Source organism: Halomonas kalidii, from assembly GCF_030010475.1.
GTDB classification, from domain to species: Bacteria; Pseudomonadota; Gammaproteobacteria; order Pseudomonadales; family Halomonadaceae; genus Halomonas; species Halomonas heilongjiangensis.
Genome location: NZ_JASCQN010000027.1, coordinates 89,228 through 106,444 on the forward strand (window position 1 = coordinate 89,228; position 17,217 = coordinate 106,444).

Annotated in this window: 13 protein-coding genes; 8 read left to right on the plus strand and 5 right to left on the minus strand. The window is 68.8% G+C overall.

The features are described from left to right. Positions 1–96 precede the first annotated feature (96 nt). The 3 genes from QLQ85_RS06745 to QLQ85_RS06755 form a co-directional block, all read right to left on the minus strand. Positions 97–627, minus strand: coding sequence for an Hsp20/alpha crystallin family protein (locus QLQ85_RS06745; RefSeq protein WP_282738281.1), 531 nt, complete (start codon positions 625–627; stop codon positions 97–99). 183 nt (positions 628–810) lie between these two features. Continuing rightward, entirely contained in the window at positions 811–1,296 is a 486-nt protein-coding gene (locus QLQ85_RS06750) for a YajQ family cyclic di-GMP-binding protein (RefSeq protein WP_282722287.1), read from the minus strand. Between the two features lie 43 nt (positions 1,297–1,339). Continuing rightward, the gene (locus QLQ85_RS06755) at positions 1,340–1,837 is read right to left on the minus strand and encodes a GNAT family N-acetyltransferase (RefSeq protein WP_282738282.1); all 498 of its coding nucleotides are present in this window, start codon (positions 1,835–1,837) and stop codon (positions 1,340–1,342) included. Between the two features lie 177 nt (positions 1,838–2,014). Here QLQ85_RS06755 and QLQ85_RS06760 point away from each other — a divergent pair, with 177 nt between their 5' ends. From QLQ85_RS06760 to QLQ85_RS06795, 8 genes are all read left to right on the plus strand, one after another. Next, on the plus strand, positions 2,015–3,511 hold the full coding sequence (locus tag QLQ85_RS06760; RefSeq protein ID WP_282738283.1) for a RimK family protein: 1,497 nt from the start codon (positions 2,015–2,017) through the stop codon (positions 3,509–3,511). 79 nt (positions 3,512–3,590) lie between these two features. Next, positions 3,591–4,190: a cob(I)yrinic acid a,c-diamide adenosyltransferase gene (cobO, locus tag QLQ85_RS06765; RefSeq protein WP_282738284.1), complete on the plus strand. Its 600-nt coding sequence runs from the start codon at positions 3,591–3,593 to the stop codon at positions 4,188–4,190. Positions 4,191–4,546: 356 nt separating this feature from the next. After that, the gene (locus tag QLQ85_RS06770) at positions 4,547–5,893 is read left to right on the plus strand and encodes a UDP-glucose dehydrogenase family protein (RefSeq protein WP_282738285.1); all 1,347 of its coding nucleotides are present in this window, start codon (positions 4,547–4,549) and stop codon (positions 5,891–5,893) included. A 9-nt stretch (positions 5,894–5,902) separates the two neighbouring features. Further along, positions 5,903–7,840 carry a glycosyltransferase gene (locus QLQ85_RS06775; RefSeq protein ID WP_282738286.1) on the plus strand — a complete coding sequence of 646 codons (1,938 nt, stop codon included), beginning with the start codon at positions 5,903–5,905 and terminating at the stop codon, positions 7,838–7,840. Positions 7,841–7,858: 18 nt separating this feature from the next. Continuing rightward, positions 7,859–9,409, plus strand: a complete 1,551-nt coding sequence (locus QLQ85_RS06780) for a PilZ domain-containing protein (protein ID WP_282738287.1) — start codon at positions 7,859–7,861, stop codon at positions 9,407–9,409. Positions 9,410–9,477: 68 nt separating this feature from the next. Next, positions 9,478–10,359, plus strand: a complete 882-nt coding sequence (locus QLQ85_RS06785) for a polysaccharide lyase (protein ID WP_282738288.1) — start codon at positions 9,478–9,480, stop codon at positions 10,357–10,359. A gap of 64 nt (positions 10,360–10,423) precedes the next feature. Continuing rightward, entirely contained in the window at positions 10,424–11,686 is a 1,263-nt protein-coding gene (locus QLQ85_RS06790) for an alginate lyase family protein (protein ID WP_282738289.1), read from the plus strand. Positions 11,687–11,724: 38 nt separating this feature from the next. Further along, complete coding sequence (locus QLQ85_RS06795; protein ID WP_282738290.1) at positions 11,725–14,406, plus strand: tetratricopeptide repeat protein; 2,682 nt, start codon at positions 11,725–11,727, stop codon at positions 14,404–14,406. A 112-nt stretch (positions 14,407–14,518) separates the two neighbouring features. On the opposite strand, the gene QLQ85_RS06800 is transcribed toward QLQ85_RS06795, so the two are convergent. Together QLQ85_RS06800 and QLQ85_RS06805 are read right to left on the minus strand one after the other, a co-directional pair. After that, positions 14,519–15,814, minus strand: a complete 1,296-nt coding sequence (locus QLQ85_RS06800) for an adenylosuccinate synthase (protein WP_102627631.1) — start codon at positions 15,812–15,814, stop codon at positions 14,519–14,521. A gap of 107 nt (positions 15,815–15,921) precedes the next feature. Next, complete coding sequence (locus QLQ85_RS06805; protein ID WP_282738291.1) at positions 15,922–17,097, minus strand: ATP phosphoribosyltransferase regulatory subunit; 1,176 nt, start codon at positions 17,095–17,097, stop codon at positions 15,922–15,924. Positions 17,098–17,217 lie beyond the last annotated feature (120 nt).

The following is a 17,217-nucleotide window of genomic DNA, read 5'->3' on the forward strand; positions in this document are numbered from 1 at the left end:
GAGAGGCGAGCTATGGTCCGGTCACGAAGCGCAGCCCCGCGGTACTCGACAAGCACGGGCCCGCGTCCCGGCGGGCCCGTGACGGCGAGCGAGCGATCAGCCCTGGATGGGAATCTCGCGGCGTGACGCCTTCGCCTCCGGGGAGCGCGGGACGGTGACACGCAAAACGCCCTTGGCGAAGGAGGCCTTGATCTCCTCGACCCGGGCGTCACCCGGCAGGTCGAGGACCCTCCGGAAACTGCCGTAGGAGCGCTCGACGCGCTGGTAACGCTCCTCCTTGGTGGTGTTCTCCTGGCGCTTCTCGCCCTCGATCACCAGGCGGTGATCGTCCAGGCTCAGTTTGACATCCTTCTCCTCGACGCCGGGTACTTCGACGCTGATCTCGTAGCGGTCGTCGTGCTCGGCGATGTCGAGGCTCGGGCGCAGCAGCGCAGGCATGTCGCCGAAGCGGCTCTCCAGCGATGGCATGCCGAACTGGCGCAGCATGCCGTCCATCCAGCGGTCGAGTTCCTGATGCATGCTCGTCACTGGGGCCAGTTCGCCGCGGCGCGGCTCCACGGCCCCTGCCGGAGCATCGTGGCTCTCGCTCTTGAACCAGTTCCAGGGAGAGAATTTCTGCAGGTTCATCTGCCACACCTCCTTTCTCGTCTGTCGAAGATGCTCCACAGCAAGAACTCCGCCATTCGGCATTATCAGAATTGGTGGCAGCGGGGTACTTTTCAAGAGCCATGAAGGGGCCTCATGACCTGGATCAGGAAAGCCCGGGACCGGCCCGGGCAGGCAGCGGGTGGGCCCGCCAGGAGCCGCGGCTCAATCGCGGAAGTTGTCGAACTGCAGCGGCAGGTCGGGGCCCCCTTCTCCCTTGAGCAGGGCCATGGCCGCCTGCAGGTCGTCGCGCTTCTTGCCGGTCACGCGCACCTTCTCGCCCTGGATCTGGGCCTGGACCTTGAGCTTGGAATCCTTGATGCGCTTGACGATCTCCTTGGCCTCCTTCTGGTCGAGGCCCTGCTTGAGGACTACCTCCTGGCGGGCGCGCACCCCGGAGAGCACGGGGTCCTTGATATCCATGCAGCGGGCGTCGATGCCGCGCGCGATCAGCTTGTTGCGCAGCACCTCGAGCATCTGCTTGAGCTGGAAGTCGACCTCCGCCTCGAGCGATACGGTCTCGCCATTGAGCTCGAAGCTCGCGGTGACGCCCTTGAAGTCGAAGCGCGTCTGGATCTCCCGGTTGGCCTGGTCCACGGCGTTGCTAGCTTCGTGCTTGTCGAATTCGGAAACGATATCGAAGGAGGGCATGGTGCTGTCCTGGTGATCGATTGAAGATGGAAGGGTGATTCTATCAGCCCGCGCGCTCGACGACCTCGGCCGGCGGCGCCAGTACCTTGACCATCTGCCAGCCGGCGCAGCCGTCCTCGTAGTAGGACTCGAGCCAACACTCCAGCCGAAAGCCGAGGCGTCGGTAGAGCCCCAGCGCCACCCGGTTGTCGGCGCGCACCTCGAGGCCGAGGCGCTCGGCGCCCTGCGCCAGCGCCTCCTGCTCGAGCGCCTCGACGAGGCGACGCCCCAGGCCCTCGCCCCGTGCCGCGGGGTGCACGCAGAAGGAATAGAGCCGCGCACGCCGGCTGCCGCGGCGAAACAGCAAGGCGCCATAGCCCACTAACCGGCCCGCCTCCCCCTCGGCCACCTCGTCCTCGGCGACCAGGGTCAAGGCATGGGCACGATTGAGCAGGTGCCAGAGCTGGCGGCGACTGAAGCGGTCGCCGGTGAAGGCCGCCTGCTCCAGTCGATAGAGGTCGTCCAGGTCCCGGGGACGGGCCTGGCGCAGGGTCACGGTCATCTCATGCCTCCGGAGGTCACCGGCGTGATTGTGATCATGCTCGATATGCTTGTCAGCGCCCGGGATCATGAAATCTTTTCACCCGGCCCGCGACTTGTCGATGACCGGGCTCAAGGGCATGCTGGCTGCGTTCAGGCGGCCCCTTGCCGCCCCTCCCCGCCCGGCTGGAGCCCTCCCATGTGCCCCCTGCGCATCGTCGTCGACCGTCTGGATGACTGGCAACCCTACTACCCCTCCGAGGACCTGATCGGAGCCGACGACTTCCTCGCCCAGGACCGTCGCCATCGCGATGCCGACGCTCGGGACCGCACCACCCATGTGATCAACCTTAGCAGTGACCTCGATTATCTGGGCACCGGCTACTATGTCTCGCTGCTGGCTCAGGCTCGCGGCCAGCGGGTGCTGCCGACGGTGGAGACGCTCAACGAACTGTCGCGCAAGGCGCTGATCGATCTCCAGCTCGACACCCTGGCCCCGCTGCTCGGCGACCTGGCCCGGCTGGGCTCACTGGCCGGCGACAACCTGACCCTGCGGGTGCTGTTCGGCGAATGCCTCGAACCCCGGCTGGCCAGGCTCGCCCGCAAGCTGTTCGAACGCCTGCCCTGCCCGCTGCTCGAGGCGCGCCTGGTGCGTCGCCATGACGCCTGGCGGCTGGCACGGCTCAGGCCGATCCGGCTGCGCGACCTGGTCCCCGAGGAGCAGGACCTCTTCGCCACGGCGCTCAACCGCCACTCGCGCAAGGTATGGCGGACGCCCAAGGCACGCCGACGCTACCGCTTCGACCTGGCGATCCTGATCGATCCGAACGAGGCCCTGCCGCCGAGCAACCGCAGCGCCCTCAAGGCGTTCATCCGGGCCGGCCGACGGCTCGGCATCGACGTCTCGCTGGTCACCCGCCGCGATACCGGCCGTCTGGCGGAATTCGACGGCCTGTTCATCCGCGAGACCACGGCGCTCGATCACCATACCTACCGAATGGCCCGTCTGGCGGAGCACGAGGGCCTGGTGGTGATCGATGCTCCCCGCGACATCCTGCGCTGCACCAACAAGGTCTACCTGCACGCCCTGCTGCGTGCCCGCGGCGTGCCGGCCCCGGAAGGGGTCCTGCTCAAGCGTCACGACCGCCGTCCGCTGGCCGCGCGAATCGCCGGCCTGCACTTCCCCCTGGTGCTCAAGGTGCCGGACGGTTCCTTCTCCCGGGGGGTGGTCAAGGTCGAGTCACCGGCCCAGCTCGAGCGCGAGGCCGCCCGGCTGTTCGAGTCATCGGCCCTGCTGCTGCTGCAGGAGTGGCTGCCCACCGACTACGACTGGCGCATCGGCGTGCTCGACGGCCGGGTGCTGTTCGCCAGTCGCTACTACATGGCACGTGGGCACTGGCAGATCTACGACCACTCCGGCCCGCGGGTGAAGAGCGGCGGCTTCACCACCCATGACCCCGACGACGTACCCGCGGAGGTGATCAAGGCCGCCCTCAGGGCCACCCGCCTGATCGGCGACGGCTTCTACGGGGTCGACCTCAAGCAGGCCGGTGGGCGCGTGGTGGTGATCGAGGTCAACGACAACCCCAACGTGGATGCCGGCATCGAGGATGCGGTGCTCGGCCGCGCGCTCTATGAGCGGATCATGGGGGTCTTTCTCGCCCGCATGGAGGCCCGGGTGCGCGAGAGTTCCTGAGCCGGGTGGCCGCGGCTGACGGCCCCGCGCTTCTGGCGTAACCTGTCGGCCTCCCTGATCGCAACCGACCGGAGCCACGATGAGCGACCGCGATACCCGCCACAAGCACGCCATGCAGAAACTCAAGGCCCATGTCGACGAGAAGGTGGCCGGCGCCACCGAGCAGCGCGGCTTGCTGCTGGTGTTCACCGGCAACGGCAAGGGCAAGACCACCGCCGCCTGGGGCACCGTGACCCGGGCCCTGGGCTACGGCTACCGGGTCGGCGTGGTGCAGTTCATCAAGGGACTCTGGGAGTGCGGCGAACGCGAGCGCCTCGCCCAGGACCCCAACCTCGAGGTGGCGATCATGGCCACCGGCTTCACCTGGGACACCCAGAACCGCGAGGCCGACACCGAGGCCTGCCGCGAGGTGTGGGCCGAGGCCGCGCGCATGCTGGCCGACCCCGAGGTCTACCTGGTGGTGCTCGACGAGCTCACCTACATGCTCAAGTTCGGCTACCTCGACATCGAGACCGTGAAGCGGGCGATCGAAGACCGCCCCCCCGAGCAGACGGTGATCGTCACCGGCCGCAACGCCCATCGGGAGCTGGTCGCCATGGCCGACACCGTCACCGAGATGCAGGACGTGCGACACGCCTTCAACGACGGCCTCCAGGCCCGCCGCGGCATCGACTACTGAGCGGTTTGCCGACACCGAAAGTAACCCATACACATCATCTTTTAGCATCATCCTCCCGGCCACCTGTTGCCGATCGGCAACAACCAACTCCCTGATCTGCAAGGCTCATTCGATCTCGCGCCCGATCTGTTGCCTCACGGCGACGGATCGGGCGTTTCCGCGCGGCGACGCCATCCGGCTTGCGCCTCCAACCTGCTGATTCAACAGCCACCTTGAAACCTGGCCCGATTGTTGCTTGAAGGTCTGGTCGACTATTCACGTTTTCGGCCCTTCCGCGTCACCGCTAGCCGGCACCACCGGCGGCGGGCTGATGCGGTGTACAGGGAGCGGCCCATCAGCAAGGAGCAACGACGACCATGAGGATTACCATTTTCGGTTCCGGTTATGTGGGGCTGGTGACGGGTGCCTGCCTGGCCGATGTCGGCCATGATGTCATCTGTGTCGACGTGGACGAGGCCAAGGTGGCCCGCCTCGAGGCCGGCGAGGTGCCGATCTACGAGCCCGGCCTGGAGAGCCTGATCCGCCAGAACCAGGCCGCCGGACGCCTCCGCTTCACCACCGATGCCGCCAAGGGCGTGGCGTTCGGCCTGCTCCAGTTCATCGCCGTGGGCACCCCCTCCGACGAGGACGGCAGCGCCGACCTGCGCCATGTGCTCAAGGTCGCCGAGACCATCGGCCGCCACATGACCGAGTACCGGATCATCGTCGACAAGTCGACGGTACCGGTGGGGACGGCCAGCAAGGTGGAACGCGTCATCGCCGCCGAACTCGACCGTCGCGGCGTCGAGCTGGAGTTCGATGTCTGCTCGAACCCCGAGTTTCTCAAGGAGGGGGCCGCCATCGAGGACTTCTCCCGTGGTTCGCGGATCGTGGTCGGGACCGAGTCGGAGCGGGTCAAGAGCGCCATGCACGAGTGCTACGGTCCCTACAACCGCCAGCAGGAAAAGCTGATGTTCATGGCGGTGCGCAGCGCCGAGCTGACCAAGTACGCCGCCAACGCCATGCTCGCCACCAAGATCAGCTTCATCAACGAGATCGCCAACCTGGCCGAGCGCCTGGGCGCCGACATCGAGGAGGTGCGTCATGGCATCGGCAGCGATCCGCGCATCGGCTACAGCTTCATCTATCCCGGCTGCGGCTACGGCGGCTCCTGCTTTCCCAAGGACGTCAAGGCGCTGGCCCATACCGCCGAGGCGGCCGGCTATCCGGCAGAGATGATCGGTGCCGTGGAGCGCGTCAACGGCCGCCAGAAGGGCAAGCTGTTCGAGAAGCTGTGCCAGGCCTTCGACGGCCAGCTGGCCGGCAAGACCATCGCCCTGTGGGGGCTGGCCTTCAAGCCCAACACCGATGACATGCGCGAGGCGCCGAGCCGGGCGCTGATGGAGGCCCTGTGGCAGGCCGGCGCCCGGGTCCAGGCCTTCGACCCCGAGGCAGCCGAGGAGTGTCGCCGCCTCTATGGCGAGCGCGCCGACCTGGTACTCGCCGAGCGCCGCGACGAGGCCCTGGAAGGGGCGCATGCCCTGGTCATCTGCACCGAGTGGAAGGCCTTTCGCACCGTGGACTTCGCCCAGCTGCGCGAGACGCTGCTCGAGCCGGTGGTGGTCGACGGCCGCAATCTCTACCATCCCGACAGCGTCAAGGCCGCCGGGCTCAGCTACTACGCCATCGGCCGGGGCGACTCCGTGCGGCCCGTCCTGGCCTGAGGAGTCGAGATGAATCCGCCCCTTGACCGCGCCGTCGCCAGCCGGGTGACGGAGATCACCACCCTGATCCTGGTCCTGGCCCTGCTGGTGGTGGTGATCGTCGAGCTGCCCCGGGAGGTCTTCAGCGCCGAGTCGAAGAGCTTCTTTTTCGCCATCGGTGCCGTGGGCGCCTGGCGCTACTCCTGGTGGCTGGTCCAGGCGCTGCGTTCGGTGTGGTACAACCGCCACCTCTTCCCGCGACTGCGGGCCGAGGCCGATGCGGCCGCGGAGGTATCGCGGCCGCCGGAGCTCTACGTGCTCTGCACCTCCTTCCGCATCGACCCGGAAGTGAACTTCCGGGTCTACGATGCCCTGGTGCGCGAGCTCGTCGACTATGGGGTGCCCACCACCCTCTTCGCCTCGATCTCGGATCGCACCGACGTCGACGTCATCACCCACGTGATGGACGACCACGGCTGGCCCGGCAACGTCGAGGTGCGCTACATGTTCCAGAAGGGGGATGGCAAGCGCTCGGCCATGGCCGAGGTGTTGCGGGCGATCTCGCGGCGGCTGCCGGCCCCCGGGGCACTGCTGGTCTCCATGGACGGCGACATCCGCCTGGAGCCCGGTACCCTGAAGCATTCGCTGTCGTTCTTCCAGGCCGACGCGGACCTGGGTGCGCTGACCACCAACAACAGCGCCATCGTCACCGGTGGCGACGCCACCCGCGAATGGTACGACCTGCGCTATGCCCAGCGCCACCTGGTGATGAGCTCGTTGTCCGTCTCCAATCGACTGCTGGTGCTCACCGGTCGCTACAGCGCCTTTCGCGCCGACCTGGCGATGCAGCCGGACTTCATCGATCTGGTCGAGAACGACCAGGTCGAGCACTGGCGCTTCGGTCGCTTCAAGTTCCTCTCCGGTGACGACAAGTCGACCTGGTACTGGCTGCTGAAGAACGGCTGGCGGATGCGCTACATCCCCGACGTCTACGTCTCGGGGTTCGAGGAGCTACCCGACCGGCGGCGCTTCTTCGCCTCGACCACCGACCTGATGCGGCGCTGGTACGGCAACATGTTGCGCACCAGCAATCGGGCCATCGCCCTCGGGCCCCGCCCCATGGGGATGTTCGCCTGGTGGAGCCTGGTCGACCAGCGGCTCTCCATGTGGACCACCCTGATCGGGCCCACGGTGGCGATCCTGGTCACGCTCTTCGTGCGCCCCTCGTTCATCTTCGCCTACCTGCTGTGGATCCTCTTCACCCGTGGCATCGCCACCCTGATCCTGGCCTGGCAGCGAGGACGCTACAGCCTGCTGTGGATCCCTTTGATCTACTACAACCAGGTCTGGGGGGCCATCCTCAAGACCTACGTCAGCTTCCGCTTCAACCGCCAGAAGTGGTCGCGCCAGGGAATCTCCGCCGGCGAGCCCGACGACCCGGTCGCGGCGCGGCGCCAGCGCCACATGGGGCATGTCCTGCACGGCTTCGCCTACGGCGTGCTGCTGTTCGTGCTGATCCTCACCACCGGCGTCCTCGCCCCACCCGACCGCATGTCGCTCTCGATCGCCCGCGACACGGGCGTCACGGGCTCCGAGACGCCCGAGAACGTCAACCGCTGGTTGTCGCAGGTCATCACCACCCTGCCCGACGGTGGCACGGTCCGGCTGCCCGCCGGCAGCTTCCGGGTGAACGAGGCGCTGCTCGATACCCTGGAGGCCCCGGACGCGATACGGGCCGAGCGCATCGACGGCGCCAACGGTTCGCGTTCCACCACCCTGGCCCTCAGCCCGGGAGTCGCCGAGCACATCGAGGGACCGAACGGCACGGCCATCGACGAGATGGCGTTGTGCACCCCCGAGGCGAGCTGCGCCCTGACCCTGGACGAACATCGCCTGCCTCTCGTCAACGTTCGCCTGAGGGTAGAGACCGATCCCATCATGGAGGCCGTGGCGACGGCCGGCCCTTGAGCAAGGAGACAACAACGGATGGCTGACCATTATTCCGATCCCCGCGATCAGGACCGACACGAACCCACCCTGGGGGGCGCCCCCGACGATGGTCGCTACCCGGCGTGGGGGGGAGCGCCCCAGGACCGTGCCCGCCAGGCGAATGGCGACCGGATCCAGCACGAGCGCCGTGACGAACGGCGTCACATTCGTGTCTCGCCGCCCTTCCGGGTCAGGCTGGATGACGGCACCACGCTGACCGGCGCCGATGTATCGCTGGGCGGGTTCGCCCTCTACAGCGACCGCACCTTCCAGCCCGGCGAGGCGGTCTCGGCGTCGCTGCTGATGATGGCCGGCTCCACCGAGCTGGTCATCCCGCTGCGCGCCGAGTGCCGCCGTACCATGCCCGAGCCGAGCGGTCGTGGCTACAAGGTGGGGTTCGAGATCGTCGACATGGAACCACCGCACCGGGAGCTGCTGCGCCAGGAGATCCGCAGCTGCCTGAGCGGACGTACCGCCAGTGTCGAGGCGCTGGTGGCCGGCGAAGACCCCCAGACGCCGCGCCAGCGCCAGGCCGGGGTCGCCAAGCCCCTGCCCTCGTCGCGGCCGCCGCGCCCCATGCGCCGCTATGTGATGCTGTTCGCGGCCATCGGGGTGCTGGCCCTGGTAGCGGCCGCCACGGCCTACCGCAACTTCATGATGATCGAGCCGAGCTTCGCCGCCGTGACCGCACCGCGCATCGACATCCGCGCCCCCGGTCCCGGCATCCTCGCCGCCCATGACCTGCAGGCCGGCGACCGGGTCGAGCGTGACCAGTTGCTCACCAACGTCGAGAACAGCGACCTGGAGTCGGACCTGATCCTGGCCGATGCCGCCCAGCGCTACAACAACCGGCTGATCGAGAACCTCCAGGAACACCTCGATGGCGGCGGCCAGGAGGTCAGCCTGGCCAACTCCGCCCAGCCGGCGAGCGGCGACACTCTCACCTTCGAGTCGGTCTCGCCCGAGGTCGCCCGGGCACGCATCGAGCAGTTCGAGACGGCCCGCGACTACGAGAGCTCACGCATCACCGCCCTGGAGGCGCGCAAGGCCAACAACGACATCTACAGCCCCTGCGACTGCCTGGTGGCCTGGGCGCTGAGCAGCGCCGACGGCACCTACATCAACGAGAGCGAACGGATCATGACGCTGATCCGCACCGGCAAAGATGACGTGCTGGTCGAAGCGCTGGTGCACATGGGTGACATCGACCGTATCGAACCCAACCAGTTGGCCTACATCGCCCTGCCCAATGCCACGGAGCCGATTCGAGCGCGGGTGCGCAATGTCGCCCTCGATGTGGAACGCCAGCCCAGGGCGGGCTTCCCCAGCTGGGTCCGCCAACAGCAGAACGTCGCCAGCGTGCTGCTGGTGCCCGAGCGCGACCTGCCGGCGGAAAGCGTCGGCCAGCCGGTGGACGTGCGCTTCACCGAGGCCCCACTACTGGGCGCCGCCGCCGAGTGGGTCTGGCAGGGTGCCCGGGCGGTGATCCAGCTTGGCGACCGCATCTATCGCGCCGCCATGGAAGAAGACGACGGCGACACCGGCTGAGGCGTCGCCACACGATCCAGGCCCCGCGGCGCCAGGCGTCGCGGGCGATCATCCAGCCAGGAGGCACCATGATCTTGGATGCACCCCCCCTTGCCCGCCCCAGCGCCGGCCTGCCGCTGGCAGTGCTGCTGACGGCGCTCACCCCCTGGGCCGTACAGGCCGACGATATCGACGAGGCCTCGCTGGGCATGCCCCAGGCCGGGGTCTGCTCGGCGCGCTACACCGAGGTCGACTCTCCCCGTCCCAGCGACGCCGGGAACGGCCATGACGCCATCCGCGAGGGGTTCGATACCCGTCGCCACTGGGGCACCGACAAGAACGTGGAACGGCTGGGAGCCGGACAGACGGGTCTCGGCGAACCCGGGCTTCGCGTCCACTACCCCGAGGGCACCTCCTCGCCGGGTGACGACAAGGAAGGCGGCGCCGGTTTCTATACCGAACCCGCGGCCCTGGCCGGCGCCGAACGCGCCTGCCTGACCTACCGGGTGCGCTTCGAGCCCGGCTTCGACTTCGTCAAGGGGGGCAAGCTGCCCGGCCTCTACGGCGGCGAAGCGCCCAGCGGCGGCGAGCCCGCCGACGGCGAGAACGGCTTCTCCATGCGCCTGATGTGGCGCGAGCAGGGCCAGGGCGAGCTCTACGAATACGTGGTCGACCAGAAAGGCACCTCGGTGGGTCGCGGATTCTGGACCTTTCCCAGCGGCCAATGGGTGACCATCGAGCAGGAGATCGTACTCAACGATCCCGGAGAGGCGAACGGGCTGGCCCGGCTATGGATCGATGGCCAACCGGTCCTCGAGCAGCGCGATATCGTCTATCGCACCACGCCCGAGCTGACCATCGACGGCCTGATGTTCTCGACCTTCTTCGGCGGCAGCGGGGACGAATGGCGCACCCCCCGGGATCAATACGCGGATTTCGCCGCCTTCCGCCTCTACGGGCCGAGTGACTGATCCCTCGCTCCACCATGCAGAGCGCCTTTTCCGACCAACGACCGACCAGGGAGCGACCCCGACCATGCCCCATGCCCGACTCAGAGCCCTACTGTCGCGTTGTTCGCAGCCCGCGATCCTGGCGCTGCTGTTCGTCGGGCTCGCTGGCGTGGCCGGCGCCGACGAAAGCGAGCTGCTCAGCCGGGAGGAGCGCGAAGCCCTGGACCTCTCGGAATACCGGGTCAACGAACCGGACGCCGGCTACTTCGACGTCGCCGCGCGCATGGCCGAGCTCGAGCTGACCGACAACTCCATCCTGCTGCAGGAGCTCGACGAGCTCTCCCAGGGGCCGAGCTGCCAGCAGTTGCTGGAGTACGAGCCCATCACCACCCGGGTACGGGTCCCCGGCTACTACCCCAATCCGGAGGAGTGGGAGCTCGCCTCGGAGCCGCTGTTCCGCTTCGAGGACAACGTCTCGATGCTGGCCGGCTCCTTCGTCGCCAGTGGCGACCCCTACTACGCCGAGTGCCTGGTCCGCTATCTGGATCACTGGGCCGAGGCCGACGCGCTCACCGACTTCCACTACGACTCCATGCAGCCCCAGGCCTGGTTCGCCACCGAGTCGATGATCTTCGCCGCCGGCATGGCGTATGCCGTGGTGCGCCCCTACGTCGAGGGCCTGGAAGAGGAGCGCGAGCGCCTGGAGACCTGGCTCAACGAGCTCGCCCACCTCCACGCCGACATTCCCGGCGACGCCGAGAACAGCTGCTGCAACAACCACTTCTACCGGCGCGCCCTCTACGGCAGCGTGATCGGCGTGCTCACCGAGGACGACGAGCTGTTCCGCTTCGGGGTCAGCGCCATCTACTCCGCCCTGCACGACATGACCGAAGAAGGCGCCTTCCCCCTGGAGGTGAACCGTGGCCGGCGCGCCACCCACTACCAGAACTATGCCCTGCTCTACCTGGTGACCAACATGCAGGTCATCGCCCGCCAGGGCTACGAGGAGATCTTCGACCTCGAGATCGAGGGCAGGACCCTCCACGACGGCGTCGACTTCCTGTTCGATATCCTCGAGGATCCGGCGGCACTGGGGGACTACGCCCCTCTCGAGCAGTACACCGGCTTTCTCAAGGACCCGCAGTACTTCACCTGGATGGAGATCTACCAGACCCGTTTCGACGACCCGCGCGTCGACGACTTCGTGACCCGGGTACGCCCGCTCTACAACCGCAGCGCCGGGGGCTACGCCACGCTCTACTTCATGTCGCCCGACGCCCAGACCCACGTCTTCCGGGACGAGGAACAGCGCCAGACCGAGGCCTTCCGCGGCCTCGGCCAGCAGTGACGCCCGCGGTCGTCCATCCGCTCAACGAGGAACTCTCCATGAAGAAGACCGCCACTACCTTCCGCCCTCACGCCCCCTTGCGGCTCACGGTCTCGGCCGCCCTGCTGGCCTTGCTCGCCGGGTGCGTCGCCCCGGGACAGCCGAACGACAGCACCCGTGGCGTGCCGGCCGGCTACACCGACTGGTTCAATGGCGGCCCCCAGGCCGACATCGAGGGAGAGGACTGGAACAGGATCAGCCGCATCCAGGAACTGGTCGAGGCCGGGCAGTATGACGAGGCCATCGAGCGCCTCGAGCCCCTCGTGGCCCGCCACATTCCCCCCGCCCAGTACGAAATGGCCAAGCTGTATGACGCCGGCGAAGGGGTCGAGCGGGATCCCGCCGAAGCCGCCAGGCTCTACGGCAGGGCGATCGAGCTGCCCTCGCCGATCCTCGGCAACGCCTCGCTCAACCTCGCCGAGCACTACCGCGAGGGGGACGGCGTCGAGCGCAACGACGTGCTGGCCTATTACCTGCTGGACCAGGCCGTGGGCGAGGGTGTGGAGCGCGCCGAGCCGATGCTCGCCGAGCTGCTCGCCGAAGGCGGCGAGGGCGTCGGCGCCGACCCGGAGCGGGCCCGTCAGCTCCATGTCCGCGCCGCCGAGCGGGGGGACGCCCAGGCCCTGCAGGCTCTGGCCGAGGGCCATGGCCCCGGCGGCTGGCTGCCGGAAGAGCCGGAACGCGCCATGGATTATGCCCAGCGCTACGCCGCCACGCTCGAGGAGAAGGCTGCCGCCGGCGATACCAACGCCATGCGAGAGCTCGCCGGGCTGCATGCGCCGGACGGCCTGCTCGGTGACCAGCCGGAGCGGCGCCGGCAGTGGCTGGTGCGTGCCGCCGAGGCCGGGGATGAGGATGCCCTGGGCCAGGCCGGCAGAGCGATGATGGAGAGCGATCCACAGCGCGGCCGGGAACTGCTCGAGGCGGCGGCCGACCGCGGCGATGTGGACGCCATGACGCAGTTGGGCCGCTTCCTGCTCGACCCGGAACAGGGGCCGACCCAGCGGGGCGAGGCCGAGCGCTGGTTGAACCGTGCCATCGAGGCCGGCTCGGTGGACGCCATGGTGGCCCTCGGTGCGGCGCTGATCGATGACGCCGGCAAGCGGAGCCGTCTCATGGCACAGGACACCCTGGATGACGGCACCGGCGCCCCATCCACCACACTTGCCGACACGGCGATGAGTACCTCTCCCGACGTCAGACGGGGCATCGAGCTGCTCGAGCGGGGCGCCGAACAGGACGACCCGCTGGCCCTGGCATACCTCGGGGACATCTACCTCGGCGATGAGCTGGTACCGAGCCAGCCCTACCTGGCCATTGAGTACCTGGAGCGCGGTCACGAACTCGGACACCCCTGGGCCACCGAGCAGCTCGGCGCCGCCTATCTCGAGGGCCGCGGCGTGCCCGCCGACGGCCGTCGCGCCGAGGAACTGCTGCGGGAGGCCATCGACCAGGGGCAGAGCGGCGCCCAGCGGCTGCTCGGCGAGGCCCATCTCGAGGGCGAGGCGGTGCCCTTCCACCCCAGCCGTGGCGAGGAACTGCTCCTGGCCGCGGTGGAGGCCGGCGATACCAGCGCCATGACCACGCTCGGCGAGGCCTACCTCGCCGGCCCCCTCGAGGAGCAGCCCGGCCGCGGGCTGGAGTTGCTCGAGCAGGCGGCCCATCAGGGCGACGCCTACGCCATGGTGGTACTGGGGCGCGCCTACCGCGACGGCCAGGGCCTGCCGCGGGACCTCGACGCCGCCTCCCGCTGGCTGACCCGGGCCCGCGATGCCGGCCACGCCTCCGCCGACGAGGCCCTGACCGGACTCAACCGGGATCGTGGCGCCCAGGGTGACATCGGTGCCCTGGTCGAGGCCGCCGAGGACGGCCATCCGGGCGCCATGGCCGACCTCGGTCGCGCCTTCCTCCACGGCGAAGGGGTCGAGCAGAACCGCGAGCATGCCAGGGCCTGGCTCGAGCGCGCCGCCAACGCCGGCCATACCGGGGCCAGGGCCGAGTTCGGCGAGATGCTGCTCGAGAGTGACCCCCAGCGCGGCATGCAGTTGCTGCAGGGCGCCGCGGATGCCGGCCACGAGGGTGCCCGCCTCGCCCTGGGCCGCGCCTATCTCACCGGCGAGCACGGCGAGGCCGATGCCGAGCAGGGGCTCGCCTACCTGCGCCCTGCGGCCGAGGCCGGCAATCCCCACGCCGCCCAGTTGCTCGGCCAGGCCTACCTGGAAGGCAATGGCGTCGAGGCCGACCCGGCCCAGGCCGAGGAGTGGCTGACCCGGGCGGTGGAGAGCGGCGATCTCTCCTCCCGCGCCAACCTAGGCCGCGTCCTGCTGCGCGGCGAGGACGGCATGCCCCAGGATGCCGAGCGGGGCGTGGCGCTGCTGCAGGAGGCCGCCGACCAAGGGCATGCCGGTGCCCAGGCGACCCTGGGTCGCGAGTACCTGCGCGGCGACCTGCTCGAGCGCGACTCCCGCCGCGGGGCCGACTACCTGCTGCAGGCCGCCCATCAGGGTCACGCCAGTGCCCGGCTGGCGCTGGCCGAGGCCTACCTGTCGGCCAACGGCCTGGAGAACGCCAACCGCGAGCAGGCGCTGCTGTGGCTCGACGAGGTGATGGAGGGCGACAGCGACATCGCCCTGGAGACCCTGCACGACCTGCTCTCGGACGATATCGCCGCGGCCGAGTGACGCCCTGCCCCGCGCACGAGCCCTGTGGAAACGCGAAAGGCCGGCACTGGATGCCGGCCTTTCGCTTTCGTCGACGAGCGGTCACGTCACGGTGTCAGTCCCCCGACGACGTTCAGCCCTCGAAGGGATTGCGCAGCACGATCGTCTCGTTGCGGTCCGGGCCGGTGGAGATGATGTCGATGGAGGTGCCCACCTTCTCCTCGAGGAAACTGATGTAGGCGCGGGCGTTGGCCGGCAGGTCCTCGACGCGCTTGGCCCCCAGGGTCGACTCGCTCCAGCCCGGCAGGTCCTCGTAGAGCGGCTCGATGGCCTCGTAGCCCTCGGAATCGACCGGAGTGTCGAGGACCTCGCCGTCCTTGCTGCGATACCCGACGCAGACACGAATGTTCTCCAGGCCATCGAGCACGTCGAGCTTGGTCAGGCAGATCCCGGATACCGAGTTGATCTGCACCGCATGGCGCAGCGCCACGGCGTCGAACCAGCCGCAGCGACGCGGCCGCCCGGTGGTGGCGCCGAACTCGTGGCCGCGCTCGGCCAGGTGACGGCCGTGCTCGTCGAACAGCTCCGTGGGGAAGGGACCGGAGCCAACGCGGGTGGTGTAGGCCTTGGTGATGCCCAGCACGTAGTCGAGGTAGAGCGGCCCGACGCCGGAGCCGGTGGCGGTGCCGCCGGCGGTGGTGTTGGAGCTGGTGACGAAGGGATAGGTGCCGTGGTCGATGTCGAGCAGCGAGCCCTGGGCCCCCTCGAAGAGGATGTTCTCGCCGGCCCGGCGCAGGTCGTGGACCAGGCCCACGGTATCGCAGACCATGGGGCGCAGCTCCTCGGCCATCTCCATGGCCTCGTCGAGCACCTGCTGGAAGTCCACCGGGGCCTCGCCATGGTAGTTGACCAGCACGAAGTTGTGGTAGTCGAGCACCTCGCCGAGCTTGGAGGCGAAACGCTCCCGGTACAGCATGTCGCCCAGACGCAGCCCGCGACGGGCCACCTTGTCCTCGTAGGCCGGGCCGATGCCACGGCCGGTGGTGCCGATCTTGGCCACGCCGCGGGCCTTCTCGCGGGCCTGATCCAGGCGCACGTGGTACGGCAGGATCAGCGGGCAGGCCGGCGACAGGCGCAGGCGCTCGCGCACCGGCACGCCCTTGGCTTCCAGCTCGCGAATCTCCTTGATCAGCGCTTCCGGCGACAGCACCACGCCGTTGCCGATCACGCAGGTCTTGTCGGGCCGCAGGATGCCGGAAGGGATCAGGTGCAGGACGGTCTTCTCGCCGTCGATGACCAGGGTGTGGCCGGCATTGTGCCCGCCCTGGAAACGCACCACTGCCGAGGCGGACTCGGTGAGCAGGTCGACCACCTTGCCCTTGCCTTCGTCACCCCATTGGGTGCCCAGTACGACTACGTTCTTGCCCATAGTGCTCTCGTCTCTCGTTGCGGCGCCGCGCTGCCTGCGCCGCGCCCATGTCAGGCCCAGGGCCATCCTCGATGACCGGCGTGCCGGTCGGGCCCGTGTTGTGAAACCTACAGGGAGCGTGGCTCCCAGCGGCCGTCGATCCGCTCCAGGCGCCGGTTGCAGCGGTGCTCTTCGGGGCCGGTGCGCTGGCCGGGCAGCGCCTGGACGACCCGTTCGCCCCGCTCGCGCAGGGCGGCGATGGCCTCGTGCAGCCCTTCGCCCTCGGCCGGCGCCCAGACGCCGTCGTGGGCAGGCTCGCCGAGCGCCAGGGTGGCCAGCAGCTTGAGGTCCATGGAGAAGCCGGTGGCCGGCCGGGCGCGGCCGAAGGCGCGGCCGGTATCGTCATAGCGTCCGCCCTTGGCCAGGGCCTGGCCGTAGCCGGGCACGTAGGCGGCGAACATCATGCCGGTGTGGTACTGGTAGCCGCGCAGCTCGGCCAGGTCGAAGTAGGGTTCGACCTCGGGATGCCGGGTCTGGACCCCGCGATGCAGGGCCCGCAGCTGATCCAGCGCCGCGCCCACCGCCGCGGGCGCTTCGGCGAAGGCCTCACGCGCCTCGTCGAGCACCTCGGGACCGCCGTGCAACCGGCCGAGCGCCATGAACATCCCGGCCAGGGCCGGATCGCTGACGCACTCGGCGGCCCGATCCGCCAGCGCCCCCGGCGACTTGAGCTCCAGCGCCTCGAACAGTGCCCGCTCCTGCTCGGTCGTCAGCCCGGCGGCCTGTACCAGGCTACGGTAGATGCCGATGTGACCGAGTGCCAGGTGGATCTCGCCGGCGCCGGCGGCGACCAGGCTGGCCAGGGCCAGGTGCAGGATCTCCAGGTCGGCCTCGAGACCGGCATGGCCGAACAGCTCGACCCCGACCTGCACCGGGCTGCGCCCGCCCTGGTGCTGGTCGGCCTTGGCCCGCAGCACATTGGTGCAGTAGCACAGGCGCACCGGCCCCTGACGCTTCATCGAGTGGGCATCCATGCGCGCCACCTGGGGGGTGACGTCGGCGCTGACCCCCATCATGCGGCCGGTCAACTGGTCGGTCAGCTTGAAGGTCTGCAGGTCCAGGTCGGTCCCGGTGCCGGTCAACAGCGAATCGAGGAACTCCACCGGCGGCGGCATCACCTGGTCGTAGCCCCAGCGATGATAGAGATCGAGCAGCGCCCGACGCAGCTCCTCCATGCGGCTCGCCTGGGGAGGCAGCACCTCGTCCATGCCGTCGGGCAGCAGCCAGCGGTCAGCGATGGTCATGTCTTTTCGTCCTGCAACACAATGAATGGCCAGGGAAACATGTTCCGGTGAGCGGCCTTGCGCGGTGCTCGCCCGGATGGGGTGGAGGCCACAAAAAAACCGGGCCACGCCCGGTTGAAG

Coding starts and splice junctions, on each gene's coding strand:
- QLQ85_RS06785 (WP_282738288.1), top strand. CDS start 9,478: ATGATCTTGGATGCACCCCCCCTTGCCCGCCCCAGCGCCGGCCTGCCG.
- QLQ85_RS06805 (WP_282738291.1), bottom strand. CDS start 17,097: ATGACCATCGCTGACCGCTGGCTGCTGCCCGACGGCATGGACGAGGTG.
- QLQ85_RS06790 (WP_282738289.1), top strand. CDS start 10,424: ATGCCCCATGCCCGACTCAGAGCCCTACTGTCGCGTTGTTCGCAGCCC.
- QLQ85_RS06745 (WP_282738281.1), bottom strand. CDS start 627: ATGAACCTGCAGAAATTCTCTCCCTGGAACTGGTTCAAGAGCGAGAGC.
- cobO (WP_282738284.1), top strand. CDS start 3,591: ATGAGCGACCGCGATACCCGCCACAAGCACGCCATGCAGAAACTCAAG.
- QLQ85_RS06775 (WP_282738286.1), top strand. CDS start 5,903: ATGAATCCGCCCCTTGACCGCGCCGTCGCCAGCCGGGTGACGGAGATC.
- QLQ85_RS06780 (WP_282738287.1), top strand. CDS start 7,859: ATGGCTGACCATTATTCCGATCCCCGCGATCAGGACCGACACGAACCC.
- QLQ85_RS06770 (WP_282738285.1), top strand. CDS start 4,547: ATGAGGATTACCATTTTCGGTTCCGGTTATGTGGGGCTGGTGACGGGT.
- QLQ85_RS06800 (WP_102627631.1), bottom strand. CDS start 15,814: ATGGGCAAGAACGTAGTCGTACTGGGCACCCAATGGGGTGACGAAGGC.
- QLQ85_RS06755 (WP_282738282.1), bottom strand. CDS start 1,837: ATGACCGTGACCCTGCGCCAGGCCCGTCCCCGGGACCTGGACGACCTC.
- QLQ85_RS06750 (WP_282722287.1), bottom strand. CDS start 1,296: ATGCCCTCCTTCGATATCGTTTCCGAATTCGACAAGCACGAAGCTAGC.
- QLQ85_RS06795 (WP_282738290.1), top strand. CDS start 11,725: ATGAAGAAGACCGCCACTACCTTCCGCCCTCACGCCCCCTTGCGGCTC.
- QLQ85_RS06760 (WP_282738283.1), top strand. CDS start 2,015: ATGTGCCCCCTGCGCATCGTCGTCGACCGTCTGGATGACTGGCAACCC.